General features: G+C 60.5%; 9 protein-coding genes and 1 pseudogene. 6 read left to right on the top strand and 4 right to left on the bottom strand.

Going from position 1 to position 12812, the window contains the following annotated elements:
* The first annotated feature begins 2 nt into the window (after nt 1-2).
* From dndB to dndE, 4 genes are read left to right on the top strand one after another with little or no spacing between them, the layout of a single operon-like run.
* On the top strand, nt 3-1133 hold the full coding sequence (dndB, locus tag AB0395_RS23280) for a DNA sulfur modification protein DndB (protein WP_366283586.1): 1131 nt from the start codon (nt 3-5) through the stop codon (nt 1131-1133).
* Nucleotides 1130-2653: a DNA phosphorothioation system sulfurtransferase DndC gene (gene dndC / locus AB0395_RS23275; RefSeq protein ID WP_366283583.1), complete on the top strand. Its 1524-nt coding sequence runs from the start codon at nt 1130-1132 to the stop codon at nt 2651-2653. Before dndB ends, dndC begins: the two co-directional genes overlap by 4 nt.
* Nucleotides 2640-4631, top strand: coding sequence for a DNA sulfur modification protein DndD (dndD, locus tag AB0395_RS23270; RefSeq protein ID WP_366283580.1), 1992 nt, complete (start codon nt 2640-2642; stop codon nt 4629-4631). Before dndC ends, dndD begins: the two co-directional genes overlap by 14 nt.
* Entirely contained in the window at nt 4621-5010 is a 390-nt protein-coding gene (gene dndE, locus AB0395_RS23265) for a DNA sulfur modification protein DndE (protein ID WP_366283578.1), read from the top strand. Before dndD ends, dndE begins: the two co-directional genes overlap by 11 nt.
* A 254-nt stretch (nt 5011-5264) precedes the next feature.
* On the opposite strand, the gene AB0395_RS23260 is transcribed toward dndE, so the two are convergent.
* From AB0395_RS23260 to AB0395_RS23250, 3 genes are all read right to left on the bottom strand, one after another.
* The gene (locus tag AB0395_RS23260; protein WP_366283575.1) at nt 5265-6539 is read right to left on the bottom strand and encodes an ISL3 family transposase; all 1275 of its coding nucleotides are present in this window, start codon (nt 6537-6539) and stop codon (nt 5265-5267) included.
* A gap of 83 nt (nt 6540-6622) precedes the next feature.
* A complete protein-coding gene (locus tag AB0395_RS23255; RefSeq protein ID WP_366283572.1) occupies nt 6623-7897 on the bottom strand; it encodes an ISL3 family transposase in 1275 nt (424 codons plus the stop codon).
* A gap of 227 nt (nt 7898-8124) precedes the next feature.
* Nucleotides 8125-10053, bottom strand: coding sequence for a hypothetical protein (locus AB0395_RS23250; protein ID WP_366283569.1), 1929 nt, complete (start codon nt 10051-10053; stop codon nt 8125-8127).
* A gap of 340 nt (nt 10054-10393) precedes the next feature.
* Here AB0395_RS23250 and AB0395_RS23245 point away from each other — a divergent pair, with 340 nt between their 5' ends.
* Nucleotides 10394-10543, top strand: coding sequence for a hypothetical protein (locus AB0395_RS23245; RefSeq protein ID WP_366283567.1), 150 nt, complete (start codon nt 10394-10396; stop codon nt 10541-10543).
* Nucleotides 10524-10682, top strand: a pseudogene (locus AB0395_RS23240) (IS5/IS1182 family transposase); the annotation flags it as partial. The gene AB0395_RS23245 and the pseudogene AB0395_RS23240, both read left to right, overlap by 20 nt.
* Nucleotides 10683-10706: 24 nt before the next feature.
* Here the strand turns inward: AB0395_RS23240 and AB0395_RS23235 are convergent.
* Complete coding sequence (locus AB0395_RS23235; protein ID WP_366283565.1) at nt 10707-12557, bottom strand: DUF262 domain-containing HNH endonuclease family protein; 1851 nt, start codon at nt 12555-12557, stop codon at nt 10707-10709.
* Nucleotides 12558-12812 lie beyond the last annotated feature (255 nt).

The following is a 12812-nucleotide window of genomic DNA, read 5'->3' as shown; positions in this document are numbered from 1 at the left end:
GCATGGGAACGCAGGGAGTCGCTAAGTCTGCTGGGGAAGCGACCACGGCAGGCTTCGAGTACATCTTCCCAGCGATTCGCGGGATCCAGGCGGGGCGTGAGTATTACGTCTCGATGTGTCCGTTACGCCTCATCCCCAAAATTTTTCTCTTCGACGAAGATGAGCTTGCACCTGAAGTTCGAGCTCAGCGGGTCCTGAACAAGGGGCGAATTCCTGCCCTAACGAGGTACATCCTCGACAACCCGAATGATTACGTCTTCAGTGCGCTCACTGCGTCAGTCGACGGCGTCATGCGTTTCGAGGGCGTCTCCGACCAAGGTCCAGGTATGCGGGTTGGCCAGTTACGCATCCCGATGGCATCCCGCTTCTTGATCAATGATGGTCAACACCGGCGAGCAGCCATCGAGGCCGCGTTGCGGGAGAACCAGGCGCTAGGCGACGAGACCATCGCGGTCGTCTTCTTCTATGACTCTGGTCTTGAGCGAAGCCAGCAGCTCTTCGCCGACCTCAACCGGCACGCAGTACGGCCGGCCAGGTCCATCGGGGTCCTCTACGACCACCGCGACGAGCTGTCTCAGCTAACCAAGCTGCTCGCACTGAAGTGCCCGGTCTTCCGCAACTACGTTGAGATGGAAGCCAGCACCCTCTCCGCTCGCTCGCGCAAGCTGTGCACCTTGAGCGCACTGTACACCGCGACGACGGCACTGCTTCGGGGCCTGGAGCTAAATGCCGATCAAGTTCAGCGCATTGCCTGGGAATTCTGGGAGGCGATCGATGAGCTGATCCCAGAGTGGGCGGAGGTCCGTAACAAGACGCTGTCCGCAGCGGAGGTCCGCAAGCAGTTTCTCCACACCCACGGGATCGCTCTCCACGCCTTCGGCCGTCTCGGGAACACACTGCTGCATCAATCGCTTGATCCAAAGGTGTGGAAACCGCGGCTGGCGCCGCTCCGCCAGATCGATTGGTCGCGCAACAGCAGTGTCTGGGAGGGGCGGGCCGTTATCGGTGGACGCGTCTCGAAAAATCATCAGAACGTCGTACTCACAGTCAACTATCTCAGTCGGCATCTCGGTCTTGAGCTGAGTCCTGAAGAGCAGCACGCCGAAGACGCCTACCAGCGAGGAGAGCGATGACCACCCCAGCACGCACGGTCGTATCGCTGAACACCCCGACGCGACGTGTCGTTCCGTTCGAAGCACAGGGCGGACTTGCCGCGGTGGTCGGCACACTGACCGATGAGATCCGTGAGCTCTATCTCGCGGACGAAGTCCCCTGGGTGATCGGCTACAGCGGCGGGAAGGACTCCACCGCAGTGCTCCAGCTTGTCTGGCTCGCTCTTCAAGGGCTCGAGACAGATCAACGGATGAAGCCGGTCTACGTCATCAGCACCGACACTCTCGTGGAGAACCCGGTTGTCGCGGCGTGGGTGACGCAGTCGCTGGAGACCATGCGCCAGGCCGCGGAGGAGCAACAGCTCCCCATCCAGCCCAACCGGCTCACTCCGGCGGTCAAAGACACCTTCTGGGTCGGGCTCATCGGCAAGGGATATCCCGCTCCTCGACCGAAGTTCCGTTGGTGTACCGAGCGTCTGAAGATCCGTCCGTCAAACGACTTCATCCATCGGGTTGTACGTCAGCATGGTGAAGCCATCCTCGTCCTCGGTATTCGCAAGGCGGAGAGTCAGGCACGCGCCCGGGTTATGGAGAGGCACGAGAAGCGCCGGGTCCGGGATCGCCTTTCGCCCAATGGCAATCTGCCCAACTCGCTCGTCTATAGCCCCGTCGAAGACTGGAGCAACGACGAGGTCTGGACGTTCCTCATGCAAAAGTCCAACCCGTGGGGACATCCCAACAAGGATCTGCTGACCATGTACCAGGGCGCCTCCAGCGACGGTGAGTGTCCGCTGGTCGTGGACAACACAACCCCTTCCTGCGGAGACAGCCGATTCGGCTGCTGGACGTGCACCCTCGTGGACAAGGACAAGTCCATGTCCGCGATGATCCAGAATGACGAGGAGAAGGAATGGATGCTCCCGCTCCTTGAGCTCCGCGATGAGTTGGATGTGGCCGATGACCGCCACCTGCGGGACTTCCGGAAGATGAACGGCAACATTCAGCTGTTCAACGACCGCATGGTCCACGGCCCCTACACTCAGGCCGCTCGCGAGAACTGGCTGCGCCGGGTGCTTGAGGCTCAAACCTGGATCCGAGCTAACGCTCCCGTCCACGTGCGCGGGATTGAGCTCATCACGCTCGACGAGCTGCACGAAATCCGCCGCATTTGGGTGTTCGATAAGCACGAGGTCGAAGACTCTCTGCCGCGGATCTACAAGGAGGAGACCGGCGAGGATTTTCCTGGCCGTCCCCTCGATGAGCATCTCATGATCGCCTCGGATGAGGTCGAGCTCTTGCGCGAGATCTGCGACGGTGACGAACTGCACTTCACCACGATGCGCGAGCTTCTCAGCGTGGAGCGCAAGTTCCGCACGATGACGCGCCGCTCGGGACTGTTCGAAGCTCTAGAGAAAACTATCCAGCGCGGCTACTACAAGGACGCCGACGACGCCGCCGAGCACGCTCGACGGGTGCGGGACAGCAAGATCGTCCCTGAACTCCCCTTCTCGAACGAAGAGAGCACCGATGCTCCTGCATGAAATTACGCTTGAAAACGTCGGCGCTTACAAGGGCAAGCAGCGGATCAACCTTGAGGTCCGAGAGGGAAGGCCGATCATCCTGATCGGCGGCCTCAATGGATGTGGTAAGACCACCCTCCTTGACGCTATTCAACACGCCCTATACGGCTCTCGCGCACGATGCAGCGGGCGCGGCACGCGTTCATACGATGCGTATCTCCGGGACACTATCAACCGTGAGGCGAGCCCTAAGGACGCCCGGATCACTCTGCGCTTCTCGACCACAGTCGAGGGTGAGCAGCGTCACTACCGGGTTGTGCGGGCGTGGCAGGTCCGTGGGAAGAGCGTCCGGGAATTCCTCAATGTCTTCATCAACGGAGAACTCGACCCGGTTGCCAGCGAGAGCTGGGCCGATTACATCGAGGACCTGCTCCCTCTTGAAGTTGCATCGCTGTTCTTTTTCGACGGCGAGAAGATTGAATCTCTCGCCGATCCTGAGCGGGCGGCCCCCGTCATCGAGTCCGCAGTGCACTCGCTGCTTGGCGTCAACACGGTTGAACAGCTCCGCACCGACCTCCTCGCCCTTCAGCGGCGCCAAAAGGTGTCTGACGAGGACCAGCAGGCGCTTGAACAGATCAAGCTGATCGAGCAGCAGATCTCGGAAGCGGATCAAGCGTGCGCGGATTCTCTACAGCGCGTGGCATCCGCTCAGGCATCGTTGGACGTTGCGGAGGCCGCCTTAGTTGTCGCAGAAGATGCCTTCGCCACAAAGGGTGGCAACCTCTACCAGCGACGTGCGGAGCTGGAGGCAGAAAAGAAGCTCCTTGAGGATCAGCTTCAGGGCATGCAGGACAACCTCGCAAACCATGTCGCAGCGGGACCGCTACCACTACTACTGCTCAGCCCACAGCTTGAACAGATCAAGAAGCAGGCGGAACGCGAAGAAGCTGCGGCTCAAGCAGGTCAGGTGCTGGAAACCCTCGCGACGCGGGATCAGCAGCTCCTGGATTTCCTGAACCGATTGGTCGGCTCCGAACCGGCCGCTGAGGCAGAGAAGTATCTGGTGGCCGACCGCCTGCAGCGAGCTACGGAGGCGGACACCCCACGTTTCTTGGAGCTATCTCGTTCCGCCGCACAGCAATTGGCCTCTCTCGATCAAATCTTGGACAAGGAGCACAGCAACGCTCTTGCCTTGGTCGATGAGGTGACGCGGCTACGTGAGCGGCTCAACACGGTTGAGCGGCAGCTCGCTGCGGTTCCCGACGAGCAGATGATCCTGAGCCTCGTCAAGCAGCTAGAGGCGGCACGTCTTCAGGTCGCGGGGCTCAAGGCGGATCTCGGCAGAGCGAGGGAGGCCCACGCAACTGCCGACAACGATCGGAAACAACTGGTTACCTCGCGGGAGCATGCGTACAAGAAACGGGCATCCGGGCTTGCCAAGGCGGAGCACGTGGCACGAATCATCACCTATGCCGACCGCGTACGGACGACCCTGCAGCAGTTCGGGGATGCGCTATTGCGCAGGCATATCAATGCGCTTGAGGTCGCGGTGCTCGATAGCTTCACGCGCCTGATGCGGAAGAGCGGGCTGGTTCAAGACCTTCGTATCGATACGGACAAGTTCACGCTCACGCTGATCGGCGCTGACGGAGAGGCGTTGGACCCTACCCGATTGAGCGCCGGAGAACGCCAGCTCCTCGCGGTCTCCCTGCTCTGGGGCCTAGCCCGAGTTGCAGGTAATCGTCTGCCCACAGTGATCGACACCCCGCTGGGGCGGCTAGACAGCCGCCACCGGCAGAACCTCGTCGAACGCTATTTCCCCCAGGCCGGCGACCAGGTCCTCCTCCTCTCGACGGATGAGGAGATCGACGAGTACCTTCTGTCCCGCCTCAAGCCTGCCATCGCCCAGACGTACACCTTGGTCCATGACGACCAAACGTTTACCACCACGATCGAGCACGGTTACTGGTGGCAATCAGGAGCACCTCATGTCGCTTGACACCATCCGTCTCTCGCAGACCGCGCGCGACCAACTCATCAAACTAAAGCGAGTAACCGGGATCAAAAACTGGAATGTCCTCTGCCGATGGTCCCTGGCGCTCTCCCTGGCCGACCTAAGCCCGCCACTGGTCCGCGAAATCGTCACTGACTCGAACGTGGAGATGAGCTGGCGCACCTTCTCCGGCTCCCACGGGGATATTTATCTGGCGCTTCTCAAGCAGCGTTGCATGCGGGATGAAGATTCCCTGTCGGACGAAGGGATTGCTAGAACACTCACGATTCACCTCCATCGTGGGATTGGTTATCTAGCCGGAGGTCGTAACTTGGTTAAAATTGAGGACCTTATGAGGTTAGCACTGCTGTCTAGAAAATCCTGAAATTCTTCAGACATAAGATGTGAGTCGAGGGATCTGCGGCAGGTGGCGGTGCCGTACTACCGGGGTGATCTACACGCTGATCCTCGCCATCTGTGAAGGTTCACATAACGTGGCTATCCGGCTCTTCGATTTTGAGGGGGATACTCACCCTCATGCCGATGCGTTGATCGTGTGATGTGTACAGTGCAACCGTACGCGGCGGCGTTGGTTGGTGAGGTTACGGGGCTCTTCGATTTTGAGGGGGATGTTCACCCTCATGCTGCTGGGTTGATCGTTTGATGTGTGCAGGCCAACCGTACGCGGCGACGTTGGTTGGTGAGGTTGCGGAAGCCGAACGCCACGCGGGCGGCGTCCTTGATCAGCCGGTTGGTCCCCTCGGTACGGGCATTGGTGATGCCGGTGGCGATGAACGCGAGGGTCTCGGGCCACCAGGCATCGATGGTCTCGGCCAGCGTGATCAGCTCGGGCATGCCGGAGTCGGCGCACCAGGACATGAACCGGAACAACCGATGCGAGATCACCGAACGCGATGCCCGCTCCCGGGCGCAGGCCAGCAAAGACCGCAGTTCTTCCTTGGCGATCCACGCGGTCAGGATCTGCCCTGTGGGCTCATGATCGATCAGGTCGTTCCACATCCGGGTGAAACCGCGCTCCGACAGGCGTTCACGGCCGCGTAGCAGGCGGCGGCGGTTGGCCCATTCCGGGTCGGTGGCCCGTCCCCGGCGGCCGCGTTCCTCACGGGTGACGCGCTGCCGCACGGCGGTCAGGGCCTTGTTCGCGAGCGCGACCAGATGGAAGTGATCGACGACGAGGACGGCATGCGGCAGCGCCTGCTTGATCGCGGAGCGGTAGCAGGCGGCCGGGTCGATCGCCACGATGCGCACCTGGCTTTTCCACTGCGGCCCGCGATCGTTGAGCCAGTCGATGACGGCCTTGCCGGTGCGGCCCGCCGCCTGGCCGAGCAAGGCGCCCGCCCCGGACAGATCGACGAAGTTGGTCTCGAACCGCTCGGTCCGCGCCCACTTCCCGCTCGTCTCGTTCTTGATCCAGGCGGGCCTGCCCCGGCGGGTCTCGTCGATGCCCAGCACTTCGGGCGGCTCGGGCTCGAGGAGTACGGCGTCGGCGCAGGCGGCGAAGTGCCGGTGCACCAGTGGCCGGCCCAGCCGATACTCGCGGCCCACCGCGGCCACCGATCGGCCGCCGGCGACCTGGCGGGCCGCCGCCCGGCACAGCCGGCCCGTCACCCGCGCCCCAGGGGGGATCTCCGCCACCGACTCGGTGAACGCCTTGCGCGCGCACAACTGCTCGGTGCAGGCGAACTGCCGTTTGTGCCGGCGCACCCCGATCGGCTCTGGGCCGTAGGGCAGGTCTCGTGGGCGGGTCGTGCGCCGCTGGCGCACCTTGCTGGAGACGACCCCGCAGTCGGGGCAGGCCGCCCAGTCTTCCGGGCGTTCGATATGCACCAGCCGTCCCGGTTGTCCGTCGTCATCGGCGACGCGTTCGACCTTCACCACTGTGATTTCCGGCATGCCGAACAGGATCGAAGTACTGTCGTTCACAGCTTGTGGCCCCCGTCACCAACTGTCTTTGATCAACAGCCAGTGTCGCGGGGTCACGAGCTCTCGCCCGTCAGGCCACGCCCGGGCCCTTCCCCCTCAAGATCGAAGAGCCGGTTACGGAAGCCGAACGCCACGCGGGCGGCGTCGTTGATCAACCGGTTGGTTCCCTCGGTGCGGGCATTGGTGACGCCCGTGGTGATGAACGCGAGCGTCTCGGGCCACCACGCGTCGATCGTCTGAGCGAGGGTGACCAGCTCGGGCACGCCGGAGTCGGCACACCAGCACAAGAACCGGAACAGCCGCTGCGAGATCACCGAGCGCGGCGCTCGCTCGCGGGCGCAGGCCGGCAGGCGGCGTAGTTCTTCCTTGGCGATCCACGCGGTCAGGATCTGCCCGGCGGGCTCATGATCGATCGGGTCGTTCCACATCCGGGCGAAAGTGCGCTCCGGCAGGTGTTCACGGCCGCGCAGCGGGCGGCGCCGGTTGGCCCACTCCGGATCGGTGGCCCGGCCCCGGCGGCCGCGTTCCTGCCGGGTGACGCGCTGACGCACCGCGGTGAGCGCCCTGTTGGCGAGCGCGACCAGGTGGAAGTGATCGACGACGAGGACGGCGTGCGGCAACGCTTGGCGGATCGCGGTGCGGTAGCGGGCGGCCGGGTCGATCACCACGATCCGCACCTGTTCTTTCCAGGCCGGGCCGCGGCTGCTCAGCCAGTCGGCCACGGCCCTGCCGGTGCGGCCGGCTGCCTGGCCGAGCAGAGCGCCGGTGCCGGACAGGGCGACGAAGTTGGTCTCGAACCGCTCGGTCCGCACCCATTTCCCGCTCATCTCGTCGGTGATCCACTTCGGCCGGCCACGGCGGGTTTCGTCGATGCCCGGCACCTCGGGCGGTTCGGGCTCGGCGAGGACGGCGTCGGCGTCGGCGTGGGCGGCGAAGTGCCGGTGCACCAGCGGCCGGCCCATCGTGTGCTCACGGCCCACCGCGGCCACCGGCCGGCCCGCGGCGACCTGGCGGGCCGCCGCCCGGCACAACCGGCCCGTCACTCGCGCCCTGGGCGGGATCTCGGCCGTCGACTCGGTGAACGCCTTACGCGCGCATAGCCGTTCGGTGCAGGCGAACTGCCGTTTGTGCCAGCGCACCGCGATCGGCTCCTCGCCGTGGGGAAGGTCTCTGGGCCGGGTCGTGCGTCGTTGCCGCACCACCGTGGAGACGACGCCGCAGTCGGGGCAGGCCGCCCAGTCCTGCGGGCGTTCGATATGCACCGGCCGTCCCGGTTTCCCGTTGTCGTCGGCGACGCGCTCGACGTTCACCACCGTGATTTCCGGCATGCCGAACAGGATCGAAGTACTGTCGTTCACAGCTCGTGGCCCCCGTCACCAACTGTCCATTGATCAACAGCCAGTGTTCAGGGGTCACGAGCTCTTGCGTGTCAGGCCACGCCGGAGCTCTTTCCCCTCAAGATCGAAGAGTCGGCTATCCAGATCGCGCCATTCACCCAGAGACTCCTACCAGTAGTGGCGGTGCTGAGCTCGTGAGATCGGTCGTGGGGCGGGGATCATGGACGACGTCGGGCCCGCGGCAAGTAGGGACGGTCGGGGTGGATGTAGTTGTACTGGAAGATCACGTGCTCCGGGATCTCTCTATCTGTCTGGAGCTCGTAGCGTTGGCTGCGCGCCCAGAGAACGACGTCGGTGAAGGAAGCTGCACCTGATACGCCAATCTGCTCCTCCGAACGCGCTTTCCAGCCGGCGGCAGTTGCGGCTTCCTCGATAATCTGAATACGGAAAGGTGTGCGCGCGGGCAGGTTGAGCTCGCTAATCATGTTTTCGATCAGGTCGTCATAAGTATTCACGTCACCCTTGTCGGCCAACATACGGATGAGGGCGACAAGCTCTTCCTGCTTATACGCGGTGATAGGTCGGCCACTTCGGAAGCGATGTGCTACAGAGGGGGGATCCTCTCTATGCTTCGATGTCCCGTGCGACGTTATGTCAATAGGTCCCCGTCGGTCGTTGGCCACGCTACCGGCGGCTTTCGACGCACGATCACCCTGATCAATATGTTTGAGAGCCTCACGAACGCGTTTCAGCGCTCCGAATGACTGGGTTGACGAGCTGAGCTCCTCAATAATGTCGTGGATAAGCTGATATTCAGGCCGCTGGACGCCGTCGTCCTTCATCCACTTGGCAAAGGCGATGATCTCGGAGTCCGTGTACGCAAAGATGCTACGACCGCGCGGAACGGGACAAGTAGGTTGCGGCCTGGCCGGAGTGGCCACGGCGCGTGAAGGATTTGCAATCTGCCGAGTGGTGGACGAGACGCGCATCGCGAGAATCGCCCGGGCTGCACCTCGGTAATCCTTAATGAAGTGGCTGGAACGGGAAGCACCGGTACCCCAGATGAAGTTTCCAGTAGATAGGGATGCTTCAACGCGCGCCCCAACAGCAGAGGTTATGGATTCAGGACCAAGAACAATGAGGACATCTTCGCTGTCTGAGAACCTAACCTGGGCTCCGTAACTCATTAACTCAAATGCTAGTTCACTTAAGCATGAGCGTGCTGCGTTACCCGATGTGGGAGCTGCATTGGGGCGAGGTAGCGGCTTTTTGGCGGCTGGAGCAGCCTTCTCTGGCGCTTGGTCGGTAGCTTCCTTAATGATGTCCTTGATGCGGCTCACTGCCCATGCTGAAGCAGGTCCAGGAAGCTTCAGTTCACGGATGACTTCTTGGATAAGGATCTCTTTGGTTCGAGGAATGCCGTCTCGTTGGATCCATTGAACGAACTGGACGAGGTTCCGTGTTCCGTACACGGACAGCGGGTGGCCTGGCGTGATGGGGCACTTACCTCGAGGTTTCCCGGGAGGTGTGCTGAGATTGAGCGGAGTGCTGGGCGATGTTGATGTCGAGGTCTTCGTGGATCGCTCCAGCTCCTTTACTTTTTGAATGACGCCTCGAATCCGGCCGATAGTCCACTCCGAATGCGGTTCAGGGAGATTGAGTTCCCGGAGAACCTCCGTCACCAGAGCATCCTCAGTACGGGTGGTGCCGTCACGTTTGATCCATTGAACAAATTTAATCAGGTAGACCGTCTCGTACATCCTCAGCGGACGGCCAACTTTGATCGGGCATTTACCTCTGGGGTTCGACGCTGGAGCGACTGGTGCTGACGCGATTCCCCTGGGGAGGGAACCTTCCGATGAAGGGGCGGGGTGGATCGCTCCAAGAGTGGCGGTGCTTCCGGATCTTTGGAAGCGCAGGTAGGCGTTGACCACGTAGTCAGGAACGCATCCTCGATCGGCAACTTCTAGCCCATGGTTGCGAGCCCACTGGCGGATCAGTGCCGGATCGATATCGAAGCTACCATCTGTGATGCCGACCGGGAGGGGGTTGGGAACCTCGCGAGTAGGCATGAGTGCCTTGAAGAGATCGTCGAGCGAGGGGGGCTGAACTGCTGGCTGCTGGCCAATCTCCTCGTTAGGGGCCACGGAACTCTCCAGGGGGTTTGCTTCTTAGTGCCGGAATCAGACACATAAAGTACGGATAAGGCCGACTTACCTCACGCCATCCGTATCTTTGATGTCAATATGCCAACGAATCTAGAGATGACGAGGGTGCCAGGGGCGAGTGCTGATCTTTAACTCGTAATGCACGGTGATCATGTGAGAGTGCTGGGCTGCAGCGGTGTCCCCAGCTCATGCGATATGCGCAAGGCGGCTGGTTGACCGCTGCGTAACGAGCCAAACGCGAACAGGTACGGCTGCGCGGCCGAACTGTTCGCCCGCGGATACACCGATACCGAGGTTGCCAAGGAACTGCAGGGCGCGCGTGTCAGCCAACCACCGGCATCACGCCTGGTGCCAGCGGGGCATCACGGCCCTGGCCTCCAAGGGCCTGGCCTCGCTGCCGCAGCTGAGCGAGACGCAGTTCGTCCGGTTGCAGGCCGCACTGCTGCAGGGGCCGGCCTCCGGCCTTTGACCGGGCCTACCACCGAGAGCGGCACGCCATGGAATGCGGCATCAACCGGCTCAAACACCATCGCGCCGTCGCCATCCGCTACGACAAGTTCGCCGTTCGTTATGAGGTCGTCATCCACATCGCCGCCCTCAACGACTGACTCACCTGCCTTTTGAAACAGGCCCTAGATGACAAATACTTTGCAAGCATCATCAAGCAAGCTACGGAGTCGCGAATTATATTGCCCTGCATCCCACGCGGGCAGAGACCCAAGAGCTTGAGTCATCGAACTCTTACTGAGAAGAAATTGCGCCTTCTTCTCGCTGAAGGGCTTATTTCCTGCGGTCACATTGTCGCGAGGATCCCAATACGACAGATTGCCTAGGCGGTGCTTCAGATCCTCTAGCACCGCGTTTTTCTGCATAGCTGGAGGATTTTGCGGATAAATATGCTCAATCGTAACCTGCTCGATGTCTACAACAACTCCCGACGAGAACTTCGGGGAGCCCTGCCCGCCCTGGCGAAGCCAGGTCCAATAGTCATCGATCGTAGTCAAAAATTCGCGAATATTACCCCTTTGTGTAGGGTGATCGTAGCGAAGCTTTTCGATGAGCTGTGTCTTAAATTTCTCTTTGGGAGCACGCTCGTTGATCAGTTTCCTGAGCTCCAGCATAAGAGGTTCCCAACTCGGAGCGGGACTGCCCGCAACCGAGGCGCGAAGAGTCTTGGCCATCACATAGTAGTGCTTACTTGCTGCACTAGCGTGACCATCGCAGATATTCTTGTAGCGAAAAGCGAACTTTTCGAGCATATGGACAAGCTCAGCGAACCTCTTCTCGTCCACACAACTAGAGGCCGCCAAGAGCAATGGCATTGAGAGTTCATGCTTTAGAACGATGATCAAACGCCTCAGTCGCGCCCGATACCACTCACTTACGCCAGGGCTTCGATTAGACTCATCGTAAGGCCAGACACCTTTATCAATGAGAAGGAACCGATGAAACTCTTCTGCTAGCTTCTCGATGCGTTTAGCCAAAGCGTCCGCTTGGTCCTGATTGGTGGGAGCCGAACCGAAGAGCTGCTTTTTCAGGCCGTTGAAGAGCCGCTCGGCGCTCAGCCTGCTTCCAGTCACAGAAGGCAAGTAGGCTTTGAGAAAACCATCGGCCGTCGTCGAACCTTCGGCAAGGATTTCATCCCATTGCCGGGAAGCCTTATCCTGAAGAACCGGGAACCGATCAAGCTGCTCCAGAGTGTGACTTCGCAGCAGGTCTGCTACAGCAAGTCGCTTCCCCCGGTCGTTCAGTACACTGAACAGCCGGTAACCACTTTGTCTATCCTCGCTGACAATATGAATAATGAATGTATCGAGAAGAATTGAGTCCCGAAGACGCTGAAGCTCCTTAAATTTCTCTCCCACATCATCGACTGCATCGAGCAGCGTGGATATCAACTTCGCCTGGATTAGCTCATATGCCGCCTGAAGGAGTCTATGACTATCACGAATATCGACGGATTTAGCTACACCGTTAAGCAGAGCGCGAAACTTAGTGTTGTCCTCGTTCGAGAGCTGAAGTCTTGGCTCTGAGGTCTTCTCACCCTGCTCAACGTCATATCGCTCGTAGAACAGGTATTTCTTAGAAGTCTCCTCGGCGAAAATCTCCAGGCGCATCGCAAGTTTTTCGTCACCGATATCGCGTGCTTGCTGCTCCAAGGCGCGCGCAGAGTTAATGATCTGCGCCACAAGAAGACAAAAAGTCGTCAGCCGTTGCTGACCATCTACAACCTCGTGTGCCTGAGTGCTGGCCTGCGAGTGATCCGCAACTTGAATCGCCACCATGGAGCCAAAAAAATGATCGCTCTCACCTTTCGAAAGAAGAGCGAGAATGTCATCTATAAACTCGCCTACCTTCTCAGCATCCCATGCATATGGACGCTGATATTTGGGCACGCGAAAAGGTGATCTTTTCTCTAGAAGTTCCCCAACCGGGAGACTGCTTGGCTTGACGGACGATGCACTTCGACCACGGGGGGGCATGGACAGACATACTACACTTGGGCCATCGTCACAACAAGGACTTAGTTAGGTACACCACACAGTGCTTAAATCGGATGCATGAACACAAATTACCCGTTCGACGCTAAATCAATTGACGATGTCCAAGGCAAGGTCGCACACCGTAGATGCTCTTCTCTGCTACTGATCTTGAAAAGCTGGGGTTACGACAGTTCGAAGGTCAGGCCGGTCTCGGCGACGAAGCCGTTCAGCAGCGTCGGCCGGTACTGCATCCGC

The organism is Streptosporangium sp. NPDC051023, assembly GCF_040689595.1.
Classification (GTDB): Bacteria; Actinomycetota; Actinomycetes; order Streptosporangiales; family Streptosporangiaceae; genus Streptosporangium.
Note: the sequence above shows the minus strand (reverse complement) of the source record. Positions and strands in the feature narration are given on the sequence as shown.

Coding starts and splice junctions, on each gene's coding strand:
- dndB (WP_366283586.1), top strand. CDS start 3: ATGGGAACGCAGGGAGTCGCTAAGTCTGCTGGGGAAGCGACCACGGCA.
- dndC (WP_366283583.1), top strand. CDS start 1,130: ATGACCACCCCAGCACGCACGGTCGTATCGCTGAACACCCCGACGCGA.
- dndD (WP_366283580.1), top strand. CDS start 2,640: ATGCTCCTGCATGAAATTACGCTTGAAAACGTCGGCGCTTACAAGGGC.
- dndE (WP_366283578.1), top strand. CDS start 4,621: ATGTCGCTTGACACCATCCGTCTCTCGCAGACCGCGCGCGACCAACTC.
- AB0395_RS23260 (WP_366283575.1), bottom strand. CDS start 6,539: ATGCCGGAAATCACAGTGGTGAAGGTCGAACGCGTCGCCGATGACGAC.
- AB0395_RS23255 (WP_366283572.1), bottom strand. CDS start 7,897: ATGCCGGAAATCACGGTGGTGAACGTCGAGCGCGTCGCCGACGACAAC.
- AB0395_RS23235 (WP_366283565.1), bottom strand. CDS start 12,557: ATGCCCCCCCGTGGTCGAAGTGCATCGTCCGTCAAGCCAAGCAGTCTC.